The organism is Olsenella sp. KH1P3 (assembly GCF_900167315.1).
GTDB classification, from domain to species: domain Bacteria; phylum Actinomycetota; class Coriobacteriia; order Coriobacteriales; family Atopobiaceae; genus Olsenella_J; species Olsenella_J umbonata_A.
In genome coordinates this window covers 458,315-479,293 of record NZ_FUWQ01000001.1, presented here as the reverse complement: position 1 = coordinate 479,293, position 20,979 = coordinate 458,315, and the positions used below count along the sequence as shown (strand labels likewise).

At 65.0% G+C, this 20,979-nt stretch carries 17 protein-coding genes; 8 read left to right on the top strand and 9 right to left on the bottom strand.

Translation table 11 applies throughout. The features are described from left to right. Positions 1 to 62 precede the first annotated feature (62 nt). Positions 63 to 1,901, bottom strand: a complete 1,839-nt coding sequence (locus B5D13_RS01975; protein ID WP_234970625.1) for an ABC1 kinase family protein — start codon at positions 1,899 to 1,901, stop codon at positions 63 to 65. A gap of 6 nt (positions 1,902 to 1,907) precedes the next feature. Then, entirely contained in the window at positions 1,908 to 2,261 is a 354-nt protein-coding gene (locus B5D13_RS01970) for a phasin family protein (RefSeq protein WP_078686614.1), read from the bottom strand. A 274-nt stretch (positions 2,262 to 2,535) separates the two neighbouring features. Between B5D13_RS01970 and serC the strand changes: the two genes are divergently transcribed. The 5 genes from serC (at position 2,536) to B5D13_RS01940 (ending at position 11,525) form a co-directional block, all read left to right on the top strand. Next, positions 2,536 to 3,699, top strand: a complete 1,164-nt coding sequence (gene serC, locus B5D13_RS01965) for a 3-phosphoserine/phosphohydroxythreonine transaminase (RefSeq protein ID WP_078686612.1) — start codon at positions 2,536 to 2,538, stop codon at positions 3,697 to 3,699. 100 nt (positions 3,700 to 3,799) lie between these two features. Continuing rightward, positions 3,800 to 5,014 (top strand): phosphoglycerate dehydrogenase, encoded by a 1,215-nt coding sequence (locus B5D13_RS01960; RefSeq protein ID WP_078686610.1) that lies wholly within the window; start codon positions 3,800 to 3,802, stop codon positions 5,012 to 5,014. A gap of 74 nt (positions 5,015 to 5,088) precedes the next feature. After that, positions 5,089 to 6,324 carry a DUF1015 domain-containing protein gene (locus B5D13_RS01955; RefSeq protein ID WP_078686608.1) on the top strand — a complete coding sequence of 412 codons (1,236 nt, stop codon included), beginning with the start codon at positions 5,089 to 5,091 and terminating at the stop codon, positions 6,322 to 6,324. Between the two features lie 230 nt (positions 6,325 to 6,554). After that, complete coding sequence (locus B5D13_RS01950) at positions 6,555 to 8,054, top strand: polysaccharide deacetylase family protein (protein WP_234970624.1); 1,500 nt, start codon at positions 6,555 to 6,557, stop codon at positions 8,052 to 8,054. 921 nt (positions 8,055 to 8,975) lie between these two features. Further along, positions 8,976 to 11,525 carry a tetratricopeptide repeat protein gene (locus B5D13_RS01940; protein WP_078686606.1) on the top strand — a complete coding sequence of 850 codons (2,550 nt, stop codon included), beginning with the start codon at positions 8,976 to 8,978 and terminating at the stop codon, positions 11,523 to 11,525. A 228-nt stretch (positions 11,526 to 11,753) separates the two neighbouring features. Here the strand turns inward: B5D13_RS01940 and B5D13_RS01935 are convergent, their stop codons facing one another. The 7 genes from B5D13_RS01935 to frlD (B5D13_RS01905) form a co-directional block, all read right to left on the bottom strand. Then, complete coding sequence (locus tag B5D13_RS01935; protein WP_078686604.1) at positions 11,754 to 13,166, bottom strand: Sapep family Mn(2+)-dependent dipeptidase; 1,413 nt, start codon at positions 13,164 to 13,166, stop codon at positions 11,754 to 11,756. 168 nt (positions 13,167 to 13,334) lie between these two features. Next, positions 13,335 to 14,063: a GntR family transcriptional regulator gene (locus tag B5D13_RS01930; protein ID WP_078686603.1), complete on the bottom strand. Its 729-nt coding sequence runs from the start codon at positions 14,061 to 14,063 to the stop codon at positions 13,335 to 13,337. Continuing rightward, complete coding sequence (locus B5D13_RS01925) at positions 14,047 to 14,790, bottom strand: GntR family transcriptional regulator (protein WP_078686601.1); 744 nt, start codon at positions 14,788 to 14,790, stop codon at positions 14,047 to 14,049. The genes B5D13_RS01930 and B5D13_RS01925 overlap by 17 nt, the downstream gene beginning before the upstream one ends. An 89-nt stretch (positions 14,791 to 14,879) precedes the next feature. Continuing rightward, complete coding sequence (locus B5D13_RS01920) at positions 14,880 to 15,308, bottom strand: secondary thiamine-phosphate synthase enzyme YjbQ (protein ID WP_078686600.1); 429 nt, start codon at positions 15,306 to 15,308, stop codon at positions 14,880 to 14,882. 8 nt (positions 15,309 to 15,316) lie between these two features. Then, positions 15,317 to 16,168: an amidohydrolase family protein gene (locus tag B5D13_RS01915; RefSeq protein WP_078686599.1), complete on the bottom strand. Its 852-nt coding sequence runs from the start codon at positions 16,166 to 16,168 to the stop codon at positions 15,317 to 15,319. A gap of 9 nt (positions 16,169 to 16,177) precedes the next feature. Then, on the bottom strand, positions 16,178 to 17,002 hold the full coding sequence (gene frlC / locus B5D13_RS01910; protein WP_078686597.1) for a fructoselysine 3-epimerase: 825 nt from the start codon (positions 17,000 to 17,002) through the stop codon (positions 16,178 to 16,180). A gap of 65 nt (positions 17,003 to 17,067) precedes the next feature. Then, entirely contained in the window at positions 17,068 to 17,868 is an 801-nt protein-coding gene (frlD, locus tag B5D13_RS01905) for a fructoselysine 6-kinase (RefSeq protein WP_078686596.1), read from the bottom strand. Between the two features lie 293 nt (positions 17,869 to 18,161). On the opposite strand from frlD (B5D13_RS01905), the gene frlD (B5D13_RS01900) reads away from it, so the two are divergent. Genes frlD (B5D13_RS01900) through B5D13_RS08695 form a run of 3 tightly spaced genes read left to right on the top strand, consistent with a single transcriptional unit; the run spans position 18,162 to position 20,962 of the window. Then, on the top strand, positions 18,162 to 18,947 hold the full coding sequence (gene frlD / locus B5D13_RS01900) for a fructoselysine 6-kinase (RefSeq protein WP_078686595.1): 786 nt from the start codon (positions 18,162 to 18,164) through the stop codon (positions 18,945 to 18,947). Between the two features lie 9 nt (positions 18,948 to 18,956). Further along, on the top strand, positions 18,957 to 20,018 hold the full coding sequence (locus tag B5D13_RS08700; RefSeq protein ID WP_091007720.1) for an SIS domain-containing protein: 1,062 nt from the start codon (positions 18,957 to 18,959) through the stop codon (positions 20,016 to 20,018). Next, a complete protein-coding gene (locus B5D13_RS08695) occupies positions 20,015 to 20,962 on the top strand; it encodes an ROK family protein (RefSeq protein ID WP_234970623.1) in 948 nt (315 codons plus the stop codon). The genes B5D13_RS08700 and B5D13_RS08695 overlap by 4 nt, the downstream gene beginning before the upstream one ends. Positions 20,963 to 20,979: the final 17 nt, after the last annotated feature.

Sequence of the window (20,979 nt, the reverse complement as noted above, 5' to 3'; positions counted from 1 at the left end):
TGGGAGACTATAGCGCCGCAAGGTAACGAGACGATGAACGGAGCGCCAGCGCAGGCAGCAGGCTACCTGCGCCTCTTGCCCTCGCTCATGATGCTGCGCACCAGCCAGACCCCCATCAGGAACGCGACCACGTAGCCCACGAAGCCGATGACCGGCACCCCGAAGATGACGGGCTTGATGCGCGCGTAGTAGACGACCGACGAGCCGATGAACAGGCCTGCGATGACGATGCCCATGGTCAGGCGGTCGGCCGAGCGCGCGAGGTCGCCCACGGGGTCCTCGTAGCCCACCAGATCGAGGTTCATCCTGAGCTGCCCGCGCGTGAGCATGTTCATGGCGGTCGAGCTCTGCGCGGCGGCGTCGAGCAGGCCGCGCGTCGCCGCGAGCGAGGCGCGAGAGAGGCGCCTGGCCTCGGCCTTTGCGCTGTCCGCAAGGTCGGAGTGCGCCTTAATGTGCTCGCGCACGATCTCGACGATGCTCGTGCCCGGCAGAAGCTCATCGACCACGCCCTCAAGGGTGACCAGCGAGCGGGCCAGCATGGTGACCGTGCCGGGAAGCTCGATCCCGTTCTTGCGCGCCATCGATATGAGCGCGTTCATGAACGCGGAGAGGTCGAGGTCGCACAGGTCCGCCTCGCCGAAGTCCGCGATGATGCCGTCGAGGTCCGCGAGCAGCCCCGGGTGGTCGACGTCCGAGACGTCGGACACCGAGAAGCGCAGTAGCCCACTCTTGAGACGGGCGGCGTCACGCAGGGCGACGGCCTCGACCATCTCGGTCAGGGCCGCCCTGTCGTGCGAGGACAGCCTGCCCATGATGCCGAGGTCCATGTACACGATTTTGCCACCCGAGACCAAAAGGTTCCCGGGATGCGGGTCGGCGTGGAAGAAGCCCTCGTCAAGCATCTGGCTGGCGTAGTTGTCAACGAGCTTCCGTCCGATGTCCCCCAGGTCGTAGCCCAGGCTCGAGAGCTTTCGGGTGTCGCCTATCGAGATGCCCTCCACGTAGTCCATCACCACCACGTGCTCGGTGCAGAGCTTGATGTAGGGCTTGGGGCAGGTGACGTATGCGCAGTCCGCGTTGTTGCGCCGGAACTCCTCGAGGCTGTGGGCCTCGACCAGAAAGTCAGTCTCCTCCCTGAACGACTGCCACAGCTCGTCCACGACGGACTGCAGGTCCAGGAACTGCGCGTCTCCTATGAAGCGAGAGGCGCGCCGTGCCAGCGAGCGCATGATCGATATGTCCTGCGCCATGATCTCCTGCACGTGGGGGCGCTGCACCTTGACGGCAACGAGCTCGCCCGTGGCCAGGCGCGCCTTGTGCACCTGCGCCACAGAGGCCGACCCCAGGGGCACGTCGTCAATCGCGTCGAAGATGTCCTCTATCGGCTCGCGGTACTCGGCGCGCAGCGTCTCGAGCACCAGTTCGCGGTCCATGGGTTCGACGTTGGAGCGCAGCTTGGTGAGCTCGTGGCAGAAGCTCTCGGGAAGGATCTCCGAGCGCATCGAGAGAATCTGGCCCGCCTTGACGAAAGTGGGCCCCAGCTCCTCAAGGAGCTTGCGGAAGGTCAGGGGCGTCAGGCCCCTGAAGATGTCGTAGTGGCTGGCGATGCGCAGGATCTCGGCCAGGCGCGCGGTCTTCTTGGCGCGCGTGATCTGGTAGCGGCTCGCCGCGCTCGACCTGCCCCCGAAAATGCCGATGGTGTCGTACCAGATCGGCTCGTCGTCCTCCCCCAGCATGTCGTCGACCAGCCGGTCGTCGAAGAGGGAGTCCTCGACCCAGTCGGCGGAGGGGTCATCCCCCGCGCCGCGAGGTGCCTCCCCGTGTGCGTTGGGCATGTCCCTCTCCGCGTCGCCCGCGTCGTCACGGCCGGCGCGATGATCTGTCGTGCGGTCCTCAGACAAGGCAGGCTACTCCTTGGCGCCCTCGGCCTCGGCATCGTCCACCTCGACCTCGACGGGCTCCGCCTCGAGGTCCTCGGCGATCTTCTGGGCCTTGGCGACCCACTCGGCGCGCTCCTCGGGCGTCATGGTCTTGAACTTGGCACGCAGGAGCGAGTCGGTGGTGTCCTCGGTGGCCTGCGACACCTTGCGCTTGAGCTCCTCGTTCACGGCCTTGCCCTGCTCGACGGTGAGCTCGCCCTTCTCGATGAGGTCTGCCACGACCTCCTGGGACTTCTCCGCCCCGGTGGCCACGGCACCCACGCCCGCCAAGAAGACCTTGCGGGCAAGGTCGCTCATAGAGTCAAAGTCAACGCCTGCCATAGGAAACCCCTTTCAGACTGCGGCACGCCGGGTCTGGCGCGTCGCGCGTGGCCGGGCGGCACCCGGCCTGCGTACATGTTTGTCCTTTTACCCAACGCATGGCGCGACAATCGCCCGGTGCGCCATAGACGGTAGAGAAGGCGTCGCTTGGGTGCGGGCCGCGAGCCCGGCGGACGCGGGAGCTCCTTCCGGCGATTTCTCGAAGCACTTCGTTATCACCGTCGAAACACTACTGGTATATGGTTTCAAAAAGCCGTTTCCAAAGGAGGATTGCATGCCCCGAGCGTTCAACTTCTCTGCTGGCCCCTCGGCCATTCCCGAGGAGGTGCTGCGCGAGGCTGCCGCGGAAATGCTCGACTACAAGGGCAGCGGCATGTCCGTCATGGAGATGAGTCATCGCTCGCAGGCCTACCAGGCGATCATCGACGACGCCGAGGCAACGCTCAGGCGCATCATGGCAATCCCCGACAACTATCGCGTCCTGTTCATGCAGGGAGGCGCCACGCTCCAGTTCGCGGCCGTCCCGATGAACCTCATGCGCGGCCGCCACGCCGGCTATCTAGTGAGCGGAAACTGGTCCAAGAAGGCCTGGCTCGAGGCGTGCAAGTACGGCCAGGCGGACGTCCTGGCAAGCAGCGAGGACACGAGCTTCGACCGCGTGCCGACGCTCGCCTCCCCCGTCGACCAGGGCCTCGACTACGTCTACCTCTGCCAGAACGAGACTGTCTACGGCACCATGTACCACGACCTGCCCGACACGGGCGGCGTGCCCCTGGTGGCTGACCTCAGCAGCATGTTCCTCTCGTGTCCCGTCGACGTCAGCCGCTACGGGCTGATCTTCGCCGGCGTCCAGAAGAACGCCGGCCCCGCGGGCAACACCATAGTCATCGTGCGCGACGACCTGCTGGGAGACGTCCCCGCACTGGGCGACGTGGTGCCCACCTACATGGGCTACCGTCTCCAGGCCAGCAAGGGCTCGATGTACAACACGCCCAACACCTGGGGAATCTACCTGTGCGGCAAGGTCTTCCACTGGATCGAGGAGTCCGGCGGCCTTGTCGCCATGCGGGAGCGAAACTGGAAGAAGGTCAATCGCCTGTACGACTACCTGGACCAGAGCGCGCTCTTCAGCCCCCTGGCGCAGGGCCCTTCACGCTCCATCGCCAACGTCACCTTCCGCGCCCCCTCGCCCGAGCTCGACGCCGCCTTCGTGGCCGGCGCGGCCGAGCGCAACATCGTGGGCATCAAGGGCCACCGCGTCCTGGGCGGCCTGCGCGCGAGCTGCTACAACGCGGTTCCGGCCAAGGCCATCGACGCGCTCCTTGCCTACATGGCCGACTTCGAGTCCACGCGCGCGGACGCAGCCGACGCCGCCGATAACCCGAGCAATGCCAACGCGAACGCCACCTCCCCCTCGGCGCTCCCGCGATCTAGCTAGCCGGCTCGTCCGGCCCCCGCACATAGACCGCAAGAGCGACCGGCGCACGCACGGGTGTCCCCGACACCACGACGCGCCGGCAAAACCCGAGGAGAAGAGCATGCGCTACGTAAAGGTAATGGACAACATCGCCAAGGACATCACCAGGGACGGCGTCGCGAACCTGGGAGACGGATACCAGAAGACGGACGACATGCAGCGCGCCGACGCCATCCTGGTGCGCGCGAGCAGCCTGCACGGGATGGACTTCGGCCCCGACGTGCGCTGCGTGGCCCGCTCCGGCGCAGGCTTCAACAACATCCCCATCGACGAGTGCGCGCGCAGGGGAATCGTCGTCTTCAACACCCCCGGCGGAAACTCCAACGCCGTAAAGGAGCTCGTCGTCGGCATGATCCTGGTCAACTCCCGCGACGCCCTGGGCGGCATGCGCTGGGTGCTGGACAACGTCGAGGACCCCGACATCGTGAGGGACGCCGAGAAGAACAAGAAGGCCTTCGTCGGACGCGAGGCCATCGGGCGCAAGGTGGGCGTCGTCGGTCTGGGCGCGGTGGGAAGCAAGGTGGCCAACGCCCTTCTCCACCTGGGAATGGACGTCTACGGCTACGACCCGTACCTCTCGGTCGAGCACGCGTGGGAGCTGAGCAAGCACGTCAAGCGCGTCGACAGCATGGACGAGCTGTGCCGCGACGCCGACTACGTCACCCTGCACGTGCCCTCCAAGGAGGACACGCGCCGCATGATGGGCACCCACGAGCTATCGCTCATGCGCAAGGGCGGCATGCTCATCAACTACGCGCGCGCCGACATCATCGACGAGGACGCCGTGGCCGCGGCGCTCGAGGAGGGACAGCTGGGCCGCTTCGTATGCGACTTCGCGACGCCCAAGACCACGCGCATGCCGCGCACGCTCATCACGCCCCACATGGGCGCCTGCACCTTCGAGGCCGAGGAGCACTGCGCCGGGATGGCCGTCCAGCAGATGAAAGACTACCTGGAGCACGGCATCGTGCGCAACTCCGTCAACTACCCCGACTGCGATCTGGGCCCCTGCCGCACGGGCGGCCGCATCGTGGCGCTCCACGCCAACGTCCCCAACATGATCGGACAGATAACGGCTATCCTTGCAGAGTCGAATGCCAACATCCAGCGCATGGCGAACGAGGCCCAGGCCGACAGCGCCTACACGGTGATCGACCTCGACCAGTTCGTCGAGGTGGAGACCCTCGAGCGCCTGCGCGAGATTCCCGGCATCTATCGCATCCGCAAGATCACGCCGCTGGCGCAGCGCTCGGACTTCAAGGGCATCTGCCAGTAGCGAGTCGCCGGGCGCGGCCGCGAGCCACCGCCGCGCCCGACCGAGAGAGAGCCACCCAGGAAATCGAGGTACCCATGCGCGTCGAGCCAATCAACTGCTATCGTCCCCGCCCCGAGAAGGCCGCCTCGTTCGCGGCCCTTCCCTACGACGTGTTCGACCGCGAGCAGGCGCGGGCCTACGCCCAGGCACACCCCGGCTCGTTCTTGAGCATCGACCGCCCCGAGGTCAACTTCGAGCCCGGCCACGACATGTACGCGGCCGACGTTTACGCGAAGGCGGGCGAGCTCATTCGCCAGGCCGCGCTTGACGGCGTGCTGCTGAAGGACGAGAAGTCCTGCTACTACGTCTATCGCCTGGAGCAGGACGACCGCGCCCAGACCGGCCTGGTCTGCGCGTGCTCGGTGGCCGAGTACGACGACGGAACCATCCGCCGCCACGAGAACACCCGCGCCCAGAAGGAGCGCGACCGCATCGAGCACATCCGCGCGACCGGCGCCCAGACCGGCCCCATCTTCCTGACCTACCGCGACAACTACGCGATCGACGTGCTGGTCGGCCTGGCCATGACCGCCGAGCCCCTGTACGACTTCACCGACGACGAGGGCGTCCACCAGAGCGTCTGGCGCATCGCGCGCGAGGCGGCGGTCGAGGCGATCCGCGAGACCTTCAAGACCGTGCCCTGCGCCTACATCGCCGACGGTCACCACCGCGCCGCAAGCGCCGTGGCCGTCAGCCACCAGAAGCGTGAGGAGGCGGGCGCCGACGCCCCCGAGATGCCCTCCGACCTCTTCCTCTCGGTCCTGTTCCCGGCAAGCCAGCTGAGGGTAATGGCCTACAACCGCGTGGTCGCCGACCTCGCGGGAAGGACCACCACGGAGTTCCTCGAGCAGGTCGAGGCCGCGGGCTACCAGCTGGAGGACCCCGCGCCCTACGCTGAGCCCCAGGCGCCCGGCGAGCTCTCCATCTACGTGGGCGGCGCATGGCGCGCCGCGCGCCTGGCTGCCTCCGCAGGGACAACGGACGCAGACCCCGCGGCGGCCCTGGACGTCTCCGTGCTCCAGGAGCGCGTGCTCGCCCCCATACTGGGCATCCTGAACCCCCGAGAGGACCCACGCATCAGCTTCGTCGGCGGCATCGAGGGCCACGGGGAGCTCGAGCGTCGCGCGGGCGAGAAGGGCGTGGCGTTCTCGCTCTGCCCCACCTCGGTCGAGCAGCTCATGGCAGTCTCGGACGCCGGTGAGCTCATGCCGCCCAAGTCGACCTGGTTCGAGCCCAAGCTCAGAAGCGGCCTCTTTGTCAGGAGGATCTAGGGGGAGGGCAGCCATGGGCTTCTTGCCCATCACCCCGCTGCCACGAGCGCCTCTTGCCCGGCGCCAGCCGCCGCAACCTCTCCAAATGAGCCCGCTGCCCGCATGCCTTGCGTGTGCGGGCTTTTTTGTCGTGCGTTTCTGTCATGCTGGAAGATGGCTCTATCTTGCCCAGACGGGCACTATAGTGAAGGCGGCTTCAAATCTTCGTACGTTCAGGAGAAGTGACCCACATGACAAACATGGACCATCGCAACAGCAACACGCGCCACTCGGTCCCAACCCCCGGCGGCCGCCGCAGCGCCCGGCACGCCGAGACCCCGCGTCACGCCGGCGCGGCGCACAAGGCGCCAAAGCCGCACGCACGCGCCCAGAGTCCCGCCCACACCAGTCATCACGCGGCAATCAGCCAGGGCGCGGTACACGCATACCGACCCGCAGCCGAGGCTCAGGCCCACAAGCCGGCGGCGCAGGCACCCAAGCCCGCGGCCGCACGGATGCTCTCGGCGCGCAGGCCCAGCAAGCTCAACAGCACGAGCTCCACGCCCCAGGGCGCGATCATCGTCGTCGCCCTTCTGGCCCTCGCGGTCCTGGGCGGCTTCGTCTTCTGGTCGAACCGCAAGGTCGACATCACTCTCAACGGCAAAGCCACCGAGGTACGGATCGGCTCCACGCTGGAGGACGTCATATCAGAGGGCGACGTGCAGGTGAAGCCCGGCAACCTGGTCTCGGTCAGCGGCAACGTTCTCGAGGAGGGCAAGGGCAGCGCCTACAGCGCCAAGGTGAACGACGCCGACATGAGCGGGCAGGATGCCGGCTCCTTCCACGTCCAGGGCGGCGAGAAGATCGAAATCGGCGACGGCTCCGACAAGATCGAGGACTACGACGCCACGGAGGAGACCACCCAGCCCAAGCTCCGCATGGAGGGCGGCGCAGGCGCGATCGCCTACGTCAAGCAGTGGGGCATGCCCGGCAAGGTCGAGACCCGCACGGGCAAGCAGTCCGGCGAGACGGCGACCGTGACCGTGAGCGACCCCCAGGACTGCGTCATCTACTTGCACAACGTCAAGCCCGACAACGACAGGAAGATCGTCGCCCTCACCTTCGACGACGGCCCCAGCACCTACACCAAGCAGTACCTGGACATCCTCAACCAGTACGGCGCGCACGCGACCTTCTTCAACCTGGGCAACAGCGTCAAGAACATGCCGGACGCATCCAGGGCCATCGTCGAGCAGGGCTCGCAGGTGGCGAGCCACACCACCTCGCACAAGGACCTCGCCACGCTCGACGCGGCGGGACTTCAGTCCGAGCTCAGCACGGCCTTCCAGGCAATCCAGGACGCGGACGGCGTGACCACCACCATCTTCCGCCCGCCCTACGGCTCCTACAACATCAAGTGCTGGCTCAGTTCCGGAGGCATTGCGTCGGCCTCCATCATCTGGAACATCGACTCGGTCGACTGGAAGCGCCCCGGCGCCGACGCCATAGTGCAGTCATGTACCACCAACGTGAAGCCTGGCTCGATCATCCTGATGCACGATGGCGGCGGGAACCGTGACCAGGACGTCGAGGCCCTCCCCACCATCATCAAGACGCTGCAGGACCAGGGATACGAGTTTGTGACCATCGACGAGCTGATGCAGTCCGACAGCTCCATTCCCGCCGACATCGCAACCGGCTCCGCCACGATGCCCGAGGGAGCCGTCTGGCCCACAGAGATTGCCTCGTAGCCAGCGCCTCCGTCGCGCGGGCGGCTGTCGCTTACAGGAATTTGAATAGATTTACCCGCATACCAATGCGCCGCCCCTGCACAATCGAGGGAGCGGCGCATTTTTCTTACCAAAGATTGTATTCTGATACAGTGTTCGCATTTGCATAAAACGAGGGGGAGAAGACATGGCCTTCTCCCCCTCCCGAGTCAAACCGAGGCCCTGGCTAGACCCAGGGAACCTCGGTTGGGTACGTGGTTTCGTTAGGGTCAGGCTCCACCCGTTTGAGCACCCTGCGAATGATGCATCGGACGACTCCAACCACTACCATCAGCGCAAAGAGCGCCACTACGTAATAGCCGAGCGTTGTGGCAATAAACTGAACCACCGGCATTGAAAAAAAGCTCATCTGACCCTCCAAACACTGACTAGTCCCGAGCGGCTCCCGCCGTCCCCTGTCACTGTTGTACGCGCTCCCAATACAGGTTTCAAGCATGTTTCGAGACTTACTCCGAGCATAGAGCCATGCAGGTAAATGCCAGTAATCATACCCTGGTTGTAAACCCCGTGACGCACACAATAGAGTGCATAATCATTTGGTGCTATGCATGCATATGGTGCGGTTGACAGTTTTCCGAAATCCGGCGAACGTTACAATTTCTTATATGAGCGTGCGTTCGCATCGTGAACATACCGCCACGTGTTGCCCGCCCCCAAAGAACGCGCGCGGCATGGGTATAAACTCGCACTGTAGGGACCCTGCGACCAAAGGATGCAGGCGCCCGCCAAGACGAAAGACAACACGAAAGCTCACGGGAAACGCCTGACATGATCTCACGCGACAAAAGACAGCGAACCATCCTCCTTGCAAGCCAGATACTGCTTGCGTTGATCGGCGCTTCGTCCGTATGGGCGGCATTCGCGCTGGGAGGAACCGAATGGATGCTCACCACGCTGGGCGCGCTGTTCGGCATGGCGGTCGCCCTGCTCGTCGTGGCGTTCCGCATGAGCGAGTCGTCCGCGCCCACGGGCGGGCGCACGCGCGGCGAGGCGAACGGGAAAGAGGCGGTCACAAAGGCCGTGGCAGAGGAGGCGCCCGCGGGCGAGGACGTGGCACAGGCACGGCAGGCGGCCAAGGGACTCTTGGCCGCCACGGGCGAGGACGAGGCTTCCGCCCAGTCGTCCGTCCAAGCGAGCACCCACGCCTCCGTCGCGGCACCTTCCCCCGTTTCGCAGCTCGACTACGAGCGCACCATGGAGACGCTCCTGGGGAGCGCGGACCCCTGGGCGGAGCTCAAGCTCTTCGTCGGGGACATCCGCACGCGCCAGGCCCACACGAGGGCACAGGGTGGAACAGACGACGCGAGCGCCTCGGACGCAAGCGAGGCCGAGGCAGCGATCAACGGGACCCTTGCCCCCTCCGAGCTCGAGCTCTTCGTGGCACGCCAGCTCGAGGAGGCCGGGCTCTTCTCGAAAGACGTCGAGCTTCCCGAGGTGAGGGTCGCGAAGTCCGAGCGCTCGGGGCGCATCGACCTGAGAATCAAGGAGCAGAAGTGCGCCTACCTTGCGCGCGTTCGCGTCCTGAGCATCGAGGCGGCCCTGAACGCTATGCGCTTCTCGGACACCTACTTCGACGACCTCTGCGGGGCCACGCAGGTGCAGGCATACAAGCTGATACAGAACCTCACGTCCTCCATCTGTGCGCAGTCGCTCGGCCTCGACGAGCCGCTCGAGGCCGAGGTCGGCGAGGACCCCGACGGCGAGTGGGCCGTGAGGCGCAAGATTGCCCAGGCCATCGACGAGCTGCAGTTGCCCTACCGCCTGGAGTGGTCCATGCGCGCCAACGTACGTGACGGCAACGTGAGCTTCAAGGTCGCGCTCACTCCCGAGTCGGTGTTTCCCGCCTCCATGTACGTGGAGGGGCTCGGAGTCGTCCAGAGCTCGCGCGAGATGCGCCGCAAGGCCGCGAGCGCCTACGCCCAGCGCATCGCCCTGCTGATGGCTGCCACCGCGTTTCGCGCCTCGTGGCGCATCAAGCACGTGTGGTTCGCCGGCACCATCGACACAGCGACACGCCACTGGTGCTACCTCTCCGTCGACTTTGACCGCTGGCGCTTCTCGAAGCTCGACCTCGCGCACGTGGACGACCTCCCGCGTGCCATGCGTCCCTTCGTCCCGACGATGCGCATCGAGAACGACATCCTACGCCCCGTCAAGCAGACCTTCGACCCTGAGGAGCCGCGCTTCTGCCCGCCCGAACGCTTTGCGGCCGTCTCGCTCACGTCCCGCCGCCTGAAGCCGCCCCTGGCCCAGGCCCTGGGAACGCCCAGCGTAAATGGCCTCGCCATCGAGGAGGCCGACAAGCGCCGCATGGTCGCCAGCGACATCCTGCTCAACCTGGTGCCCTCGCACGAGGAGAAGTCCACCGAGAGGAACGTCCGCATGGTCATGGAGCTGGCCGCGAACGATCCCGACCCCACGGTCAGGAGCGCCGCCGAGAGGACCGTTCGCGCCCTCATTGACGGCACGGTCGACAGCTCCGAGCCGCTTGACGTGGGTGACCAGTTCGTATCGGGAGACGCGCTCACGCAGGCAGTACGTGACGCGAAGCGCCTGCTGGCCCACAAGATGGTGGGAGGCGCGTCCAACGCCGCCCCGCGACCCGACACACGGGACGGAGAGGGTCGGGCAAAGAAGGCGAATGTCCCCAGCCAAGACGCCATCGCCGCGGCCAGGATCCTCACCAAGGTGCTTGCGCCCATCGACGAGAACGGCCTGTATGCCGACTCCCCCACCATCGAGCACCGCTACTTCGGCAACTACGTTGACCGAGCCCTCTACAACCGCATGCTCGCCCGCGAGCGCTCGGTCTTCCTGGTGCCCGACGCCTACTTCGAGGCCCACTTCATCCTCTCGGTCGCGTACCTTGCCCAGCACGACTACGATGCGGCGCTCTCGGAGGCGTGGCGCCTGTTCGAGCTCGCCCCTCTCGACCGCAACGCCAACATGCACCTGGTCCGTTGCCTCGAGGAGTGCGAGAAGATGGACGAGGCGAGGAAGGCGCTGACCGACTATCTCAAGCTGGCGCACGACCCGGACTCCCTGGGAGTGGCCTACTATCGCATGGCCTTCTTCCAGTGGCAGGCGAACAACCTCCTAGCCGCACAGGCCTGCTACCAGCTGGCCATGACCTTCTCGCCCAGCGCGGCGGGCATCATCTCGGTCGAGCTTGCCGCCCTGGCGCTGCAGAACCCGCAGGCCCTCACGCGCGAGCTCTCGCAGGAGCAGGTCGTGGAGGTGCTCGAGGACGCGGGCGTGCCGCTCGCCCCGACCCAGGAGGTCTCGCAGACGTTCATGGAGTGTACGCGCGCTTCGCTGGACGCCGAGGTCTTCCCCGTCGCAAAGAACTTCGCCGCGGTACTGGGCTCCTTTACCTCTGACGACGTGGTCCGAGCGATCATCGACTCGCTGGAGGACGCGCCGGACCGCTGATGCGGGACGCGAGGCAACCGCCTCGTGCGCAAATGATGGCGAGCGGTGTGTCAGAGCAAGCATTCGCAGCCCGAAGGACACTTTTTTCGCATTTTAGGCCGGGTGACGGTCGAAGCGCACCGCTCGGCCTCTTTTGTGCAAGCCATCGCGAAGCGAAGGGAGGCCGCACGAGGCGGCCTCCCAAGTCAGATCGCTATGCTGGCCACGCGCGGTGGCGCGAGGGACGATCTAGAAGTCAAGCTCCATCAGGCGAGCGACGGAGACGATGTAGATCTCGAGCGCACGCTTGAGCTGCTCCTCGCTGAAGCCCTCGTCGGCGGAGTGCTCGGAGCCGACCCACTCGGGCATCGGGAAGCTGGGGTCGTTGGGACCGAAGGAGCCGCCCGCCTTGAAGTGGCGGGAGTAGGTGCCGCCACCAATGCAGAAGGCCTTGTCGTTGCGGCCCGTGTACTCGTTATAGGTGCGCACGAGCGTCTGCATGGCAGGGGTCTCGGGATCGGTCAGGAACGGGACCATGTCGAGGTCGAGGCGCAGCTCGCAGTCGTGCTCGGAGCAGAGCTTGCCAATGCGCTCGGTAATCTCCTTGCCGGTGATGCAGGTGGGATAGCGGCTGTCAAGGGTCTGCTCGAAGTGGCCGTCGACGGTGCGCATGGTGCCACCGATGCAGGTCAGGGGGTCGAAGTACTCGTCCTGGCAGGCAATGCCCAGCGTAGAGCCGTCATAGGAGTCGAAGCAGAGCTTCTCGAGCTCGAGGAACTTCCTCTCAGCGTCGGAGCAGAGGTCGTTGTCGAGCAGGTAGTCGACCAGGAGGCCGATGGCGTTGATCGAGCCCTTGGGCAGCGATGCGTGGGCGCCGATGCCATGGGCGGTCAGCTTGACCAGGCCGTCGCCTGCGGCCTCGACGTCAATGCGGTCGGTGCCCTTGAGGGAAGCGACGTCGGCCTTTACCACGGCGGTCGCCTCGCCGGCGACGGCGTTGCCCACGGTGCCGCCGTCAAAGTCGACGATGACGTCGCTGATGGGACCTGAGACGATCGTTCCGGCCCAGCCGCCCTTCTCGCCACAGATCAGCGGGAAGTCCGCGTCGGGCGAGAACAGGAACTCGGGCTGCTCGAAGTTCTCGAGGTACCACTCGACGTCTGCCATCTCGGTCTCCTCGTTGTTACCGATGATGCAGCGAAGTGTGTACGGAAGCTTCTTGCCGGTCTTCGCGACCTGCTCGGCAAAGTACTTGGCGCAGTAGAGCTCGAGCACGAGGGGACCCTTGTCGTCCAGGACGCCGCGGCCAATCAGGTAGCCGTCCTTGCGCGTGAGCTTGAACGGGTCGAAGGTCCAGCCGGAGCCCTCGGGGACTATGTCGGTGTGCGCGATGATCGCTATCTGCTTGTCAGACTCGCCGGCAAGGTCGGCGTAGCCAATGTGGCCGTCGCAGTTGTGCGCGTCCAGGCCAAGGCGGTCGGCAATCTCGACACCCTTGCACAGGGCCTGGTACGGCTCGGGACCGTAGGGCATCTGCTCAGTGGCCTCTGCCATGTTCTCGACGGAACGAATAGCAACGAGGTCCTCAATGTCCTTTACGATGTCTTCCCAGTTGGTCTCGACATAGGCCTTGACCTGTGCCTTCAGCATCTCATCTGCCATGGTGCTCCTTTACATAGATGGCGGACTCTATCGAATACGACTAGCTAGTGTAGCAGTTGGATTCGCAGGTTCTGCGCCTTTCGGGCGAAGGGGGCCTCGAATGCCGAGAAGAGCATGGCCTTCCCCCGCGCCCGCTCGGGCTGCGGCCGCAGCGCTCCTGAGGCAGGGCTATTCTCCGTCGCTCACCTTGACGGTGAAGAAGCAGGCGTCGCTTCGGTTGTAAGAGCGCATGAACTCAATGACGCGCCCGTCCTCGCGGTACGTGTAGCAGGTGAACAGCAGCGCGTCGCGCTCGTCGCCAAGCTTGAGCATGCGCGCGAGCCTCGTTTCGACGGGAACGATCTCGAGGGTCTGCCAGGCGCGCACGGGCGACGACTCGTAGAAGTCGTAGACGTCCTGCATGGGGAAGATCTCGAGGTCGACGTCCATGAGGTTCGGGAAGAGCTCGCAGGGGACGTAGACCTCCTCTATCGAGATGGGCTCGCCGTCAGCCAGGTCGAGGCGCTTGATGTAGAAGATCTCATCCTCGGGATCGATGCCGAGACGCTTCGCGTACGCCGATCCGGCGCGCCGACGCTGTCGATCGAGGATCTTCACGCCGGGCTTGGACATCCCGCCCTCGATGGCCTTGCGAAATCCGGTGAGGTGATCGAGGTCTCGCTCGATACGCTTGCCGACAACGAAGACGCCCTTGCCCTGGACACGTTTGAGCAGCCCCTCCTCGACGAGCCCGTCGAGGGCCGCACGGACGGTCAGGCGATTGATGCCATAGGTCTTAGCAAGCGTGTTCTCCGAGGGAATCGCCACGCCGGGAGCGTACTCGCCCGTCGAGATGCGCTCGCGAACGACACCCCTCAGCTGCATGAAGATGGGTGAGCTCTCATCGATGCCCGACATGCCACCTGCCCTCCCCTTCGCTGAACGGACGAAGCTCCGTCCCGAAGACGATACGCTGCGGCATCGCGATGGTCGTGAAGTACTCGAGCGGCTTGCCCTCCTGGTCGAGCATGAGTCCCTCCTGGAAGAAGGCGGTCGTGCCCGCGGGGTAGTCCAGGAGGTCAGCCTCTCGCTCGTCGAGCTTGCAGACGTCGATCCTCTCGGTGCCCCGCGTCGCAACGAGGCCGTATTCCTCGCGGAGAACGCCGTAGAGCGACTCCACCGCGTAGTCATGCCCCTCGATGCCGGGACAGTCCCTTGCGTTGACGATCACGGACTCGATGGCCGCCCTCTCGCCGTCGACGATGCAAACCCTCGTGAGCTCGAAGACGGGCGAGGCCAGCATCACGTGGAGCTGGCGCACTGCGTGTTTGTCGGCCTCGGCAAGACGAGACGAGACGACGATCCGCTCGAGCTCGCCGCCCGCCGCCGCAATGGCCTCGGAGGAGCCGAGCGTGTCCTGAAGGTTTCGAACGATCTTGGGCTTGGCGACGAACGTGCCGAGCCCCACCTTGCTCTCGACGACGCCGAGCTCGGAGAGTCGCTTGATGGCGTTGCGCAGCGTCATGCGATTGACACCCCACTGCTTGCACAGGTCCCTCTCGGAAGGGAGCCTGTCACCAGGGCGCAGGTCGTTATCGATGATGTAGCACTCAATTAGCTCTGTGATCGTGTCTCTGGAACTCAAGGGTCCCCACCTGTCAGACGTCTGAGTCTTGTTTCCTCGATTCTCCTAAATATATAAGACTTGCCGTCGCCGTGCCAACGGCACGCGGGTCATTCGCCCATCACCTGCACCAGAAAGGTCCGCTCAGAGGGTCCGTCGAACTCGCAGAAGTACACCTCCTGGGCCCCACCTTTCTCGATTCGCCCGTCGCGCACGAGAAAGTGCGCGTGATTGCCCGTGAGGAGTGCCTTGAGGTGACCCGTGGGGTTCCCGGCCGTCGAGCCGTAGTCGGCAAGCATACGGGCATGGGCGTAGGGATGATCCTCCGGCACGAGCCGACAGAGGAACTCGTCGATGTCGCTCTCAAGGCACTCGAGCGCCTCGTTGGTGGTGATACCCGTCGTCGTGTGGCGGGACAGAACCGTGACCATGCCGTTGGTGACGCCACTTTCGGTCACGACGCTCTCGATCTTCTCGGTAATGAGCGTGTACTGGTTGTACTCGCTGGTGAGGAAGGTGAAGCTCTTCTCGAAGACCATGGTCCTCCCTAGTCGCGTCCGTACAGGAACTCAAGGGCGTTCTCGCCCTTGACGAGCTCGAGGGTGCTCTCGCGCAGGCCGAGCCCCTCGAGGGCCCGTGCCATGCGGATCTGCTCGAAGCGAGGGTTGTCGCTGCCGAACATGACCTGGTGTCTCAGGCTGCGATCGATCCAGGTAAGGGGAAGCTCCTGCGTGAAGAGGCGGTCGTAGAACTCTCGCGCGCAGTCGAAGTACAGGGCGGCCGTGTCGGCATAGACGTTCCTGTGCTTGACCATGAGCATCGCCGCCTCCTCGAGCCAGGGCCATGCGAAGTGGCCGAGGCAGAAGCGCAGGTTCGGTCGGGCCTCGGCAAGCTCCTCGAACTCCACGGGCCGCCCGAACTTCGCAAGGGCATGCGGCTCCCAGGACATGCCGGCGTGAAACATGACGGGCCTGTCGTGGCGCTCGCAGATGTCGTAAAGCGGCTGGACGCAGTCATCCGTGGGATAGAAGCGCTGCCTGCCGGGGTGCAGGTTGAGTCCCACGAGGCCAAGTTCCGCGAATGCGCACTCGAGCTTCTCGGCGGCGGCGGGGTCGTGCGGGTCGACCGAGGCGAAGCCGATAAAGCGGTCGGGCCGGAGGCCAACGAGCGATTGGACCTCCTCGTTCGAGACGGGGGTGACGCCCTCCTTGACGAGGTAGTCCTGTCCGAGGAGGCACATCTTGTCAAGTCCGGCCAGACGCATCTGGTTCTCGATGTGGGCGAGCTTGGCGGTTCCGTTCAGGTGGATGTCAAGGGCCTCGTGACGCATCTCCTCGCGCACGGGGTCCGAGTTGATGGGCTCATAGAAGGCGGGGTGGACATGGATGTCGATAAACACGCGTGCCTCCTACTCGGCCAGCATCGAGCGAAGGTTCTCGATGGAGCGGCGCGCATAGAGGCGCGGCTCGCTGAGGTAGTTGGTGACCAGCTCGATCGTGGCCGTCCCCTCGAAGGGCAGGTCGCGGATCTCTTGGACGAGCTCACGATAGGGCATGACGCCCTCCCCGGGAACCAGATGCGTCGCATCGACACCGTTGGAGTCGGGGATGTGCAGGTGATAGAGCTTCTCGCCAAGCAACGTGAAGTAGCTCATGATCTGCTCCTGCTGGAGGAACGGGGGCACGACGTCGAGCATCCCCACGAGGTAGTCACTGTCAACATGCTCGAAAAGGTCGACGAGGTCGTTGGCGCATTTGAAGACGTTGGACTCCTCGGGGGTAAGCGTCTCGACCACGAGCTTGACCCCAACCTTGGCCGCATGGCCGGAGAGCTCCTCCATCGTGCGATAGAGCCTTTCGCGCATCTGGTCGTGCGTCGCCTCGTAGCCGGCGTGGGCCGGGCTGACGAGCATGAAGTCGCTGCCCAGGGCGCGCGCCTGGTCGAGGCATACCTTGAGGTAGCGCACGGCGTCCTCACGCTGGTGCTCGCTGCCGATCATGAAGTTGTAGGGATATGCGTTGTGCTCGGGCGTGTACCCACGGATGTCGACCCCGTACGCATCCCTCAAGCGAATGATCTCGTCGATCTCGCCCGCGGCAAGGTCGGGGGCGTAGGCGTGCGGACGTCCGCCCCAGAGCTCGATGAAGTCGTACCCGAATCGCTTTGCGTCAGCAAACATGTCCTCGATGTTGCTGCGCTGGTATCCACTCGTAAACAAACCGATCTCAAACATCTTCCCATCCCCTCTGGCGGACGCGCGGCCGCTCGTGCCGGCATCGCCGGCTCAGGTGTATAGAGCTATGCAGTGACAACCCAGGGCTCGAAGACCCCCACGACCTCGCTCGCGATTCGAGCCCCACGATCAAGGCATCCGGCAACGTCATCGCCCGTGAGGACGCCGACGAGGAAGCCCGCGATGAAGGAGTCTCCCGCCCCGACGGTGTTCACGAGGCGTGCGGCCGGGTAGACGGGGCCCTCCCAGAAACGATCTCCGTCCCATGAGAGGCTGCCCCGCTTCCCGAAGGTGGCCGTCGCGACCCTCATGCCGCGCGCCACCTTGTCTTGCAGGAAGTCGCGGATGGAGTCGTCCTTCTCGCCATGGGAGGAGAAGAACCCGTAGTCGACGTAGGGAAGGGTGCTCTCGACGAGCGGGTGATCGAGTCGATCGGCATAGTCGAAGCTCACGAGGGTTCCGGACGCGTGAATCTCGGGCAGCGTCGCCTCGGCGTTGCCCCAGAGCGCCGTGTGGACGATGTCGTGCTCGCACGCGAAGGCGATGTCGTCATCGGAAAAGGAGATGTCGGCCAGGACGCCCTCCAGGTACTCGCCATGCACGCGATCGAGCCCCTCGAGGTCCATGTACGTGATGGCGGTCATGCCCTTGACGACCTTGAGATGCGAGACGTCGAGGCCCTCGCGGCGAAGGGTCTCGACCATCCAAGAGCCATTGCCATCCGACCCCGTGGTCGAGATGATCGACGTGGGCACGCCGAGCTTTTGCATGTTAACGGCCGTATCCACGGCGTTTCCCGTGGGATAGGCGCGCGCGAGATTGCGATAGTAGTCTATGCAGTTGTCGCCGATACAGGCTGCCCTCATGACTCCTCCTTGGTGATACGTGGTATGCCTTTAAAATGTACTTATATACTAAATACATCTGACGTACAGCTCGCTTATATTCGGCTCATACCGCACGCGGACGATTTCACAACGTTCAGCTTGAAACTCCAAGGATTATCAAACGCATTCACCGAAGCGTAGATTCGCTATACCGCTTATAGTGTTTTTCATACCACTTATCTCAGAGTAGATGCACGCGGCATTCCAATCTGTAGCATTGCCGTGGACGCGCAGCGTGCGCACACGATCGAGACCACCAGAAGGAGAAGCACATGAGAGTTGCCGCAGCAGGAGACAATTGCGTTGACGTCTACCAGGACGAAGGAAAGAAGTACCCTGGCGGGAACCCCGTCAACGTCGCGGTCTACCTCAAGCGCATGGGGATCGACGCATCCTATACCGGCGCAGTCGGGACCGACCCCGAGGGCGCCTTCCTGGCAGATGCCCTAGAAGCCAAGGGGGTCGACCTCTCCCACCTCCACGTCGATGAGGGGCAGACGGCCGTCACCCAGGTGAAGATCGTCAATGGCAACCGCGTCTTCGGCGACTACACCGAGGGCGTCATGGAGAGCTTCAGACTCACCGAGGACGACCTCGCCTTCGTCTGCGGCCACGACCTCTTTGTGAGTGGCATCTGGGGCCACACTGCCGAGGACCTTCCGGCCATCAAGGCCTCGGGCGCCACGGTCGCCTTCGACTTCTCCGACCAGCCCGACGACCCCATGGTCGACTCCGCGCTCCCCTACGTCGACTACGCCTTCTTCGGCCTCGACGCCGACGACAGTGACGAGGTGCGTGCCTTTATGCGAGAGAAGCAGGCTATGGGTCCCAAGGCCGTCGTCGTGACCCTGGGCGAGCACGGAAGCCTCGCCTTCGACGGAACCACCTTCTACAAGCACGGCATCGTCGAGGTCGACCTCGCCGACACCATGGGCGCGGGTGACTCCTTCATCGCCGGATTCATCAAGGGCGTGCTCGAGGGCAAGGGCGTTTCGGATTGCATGGACGAGGGCGCCCAGAGCTCGGCGGTTACCCTCCAGTACTTCGGCGCATGGTAGGGGGCGGAAATGGCTAACGAGACCAATCCGATACTCGCCAACATCTTCGAGCAACCCGCAGAGCTCCATCGCGTCCTCGATGACCTCTGCGGCCCGCATCTCGACAAGGTGCGAGAGATCTGCGCCCTCATGCAGTCCTACGACCGCGTCGTCCTCACCTCCATGGGAAGCGCGCTCTACTCCCTCATGCCAATGTACGAGGCGCTCGTCGACGACGGATGGCGCAACGTCGAGCTCGTGGAGACCGCGACCCTGATCCACCATCCCGAGCGCGTCCACCACGACACGCTCTACATCCTGATGAGCCGCTCGGGCGAGAGCCGCGAGGTCGCCGACTTCGCCGCATGGCTCGATGCGCACGGCCACGAGGCCGCGTGCGTGACGATGACGCCGGCCTCCACGATGGCGACGCATTGCGCCCACGTCCTGCACGACGTCGCGAGCTACGACAAGATCGTCTGCATCAAGGCCTACAGCTCCATGGCCCTCTGCGGGCTCTTCATCGCGCACATGGCAGGCCGCACGGAGCCCGACGCCACGCTCGTCTCGGCACTTCACGGCGCGCTCGACTGGATGGAGGCCAACAAGCGCGCCATCCTCGCCCGGCTCGAGGAGGTGCCGTTCCTCTCCGCGACCGACTGCTTCTACCTCATTTCGCGCGACGAGGGCGTCAACATGGCGAGGAGCGCATCGCTCTGGATCGAGGAGACCGCCAAGGTCGGGGCCAACGTCATGACGGCCGACAACTTCTACCACGGCCCGATGGAGCTCGTGCGCGCGCAGGGCATCACTCGCACACGCACCACGCCCGTCCTGATCGACGTCTGCCCGGACGAGCGCTCGCGCATGATCTGGGGCTACGTGAACGACGCCGCGCCGGACTCGCTCTACTTCGGCTTCGACGACTCCGCCCGTGCGGGAGCTCGCTTCACCTTCCCCGAGCTCGGACTCGACGGCCCGTGGATGATGCTCGTCGAGGCGATCTACTTCCAGCTCCTCAGCTACCAGGTCGCGCTCGCCCACGGCGTCGAGCCGGGCATGTTCTTCGAGGACGGATGGGTCGTCAAATGAGCGCGGGCGAGAAGAGCGCGACGCCGATCCGAGTCGTCTGCGGGATCGACGTCGGCGGGACGCGCACCAAGGTCGGGCTCGTCGACGCGTCCAGGCCCGGACGCGTGATGGCGCTGGACGTCTTCCCGACGGAGCGCGAGAGCGAGGGCGCCTTCTACCGCGGCATAGCCGAAAGCGTCTGCCGGCTCGTCGCGCAAACGGGCACGAGGCCCGTAGGGGCTGGCGTGAGCATCGGATCCTATGTCTTCTCGGACGGGACGATCGACGGCCTCTCCTCGATGGTGCCCTTCCTCACCCATGGTCACCCGCTCGGCCAGCAAATGTCGGTCACTCTCGGCCTGCCCGTGCGCGTCGACAACGACGCCCGGCTCATCTGCATGGCCGAGGCGCTGGCCGGAGAGGGCCGGGGCTTCGGCCGCGTGCTCACGCTCACCCTGGGCACGGGCATCGGGTTCGGCCTCGTAGAGGACGGCCGGCTCGTCGAGGGCGAGCCCCGGGGCCACCTCGCCGGGCACGTCTGCGTTCGCGAGCGCGACGACGACCCCTGGATCGACGAGAGCCCCTGCTACTGCGGGCTCGAGGGCTGCCTCGAGCAGACCTGCTCCGGCACGGCCCTCGAGCGCGTCGTCCATCGCGTGCTGGGGCCGGCGGTCACCAACAAAGACCTGTTCCAGCGCTCCGTCGCGGGAGACCCCGTCGCCCGCAGGGTGGTGGACCGGTTCCTGGGCTACCTGCTTCGCGCGCTCAACCAGTACGTATACCTCTACTGCCCCGACGTCATCGTCCTTGGGGGCGGCGTTGCCCGCGGCCTCGAGTCCTACGTCGACCGACTCCAGCGCGGCATCGTCGCCGAGGTGTACCAGGGGCAGCATACCGAGCTGCGTGTCACGCGGCTCAGGGAGGAGTCCGGCGTCATAGGCGCCGCAGGCCTCGTCTCCAACTAACGCCCTCCTCTGGGGTG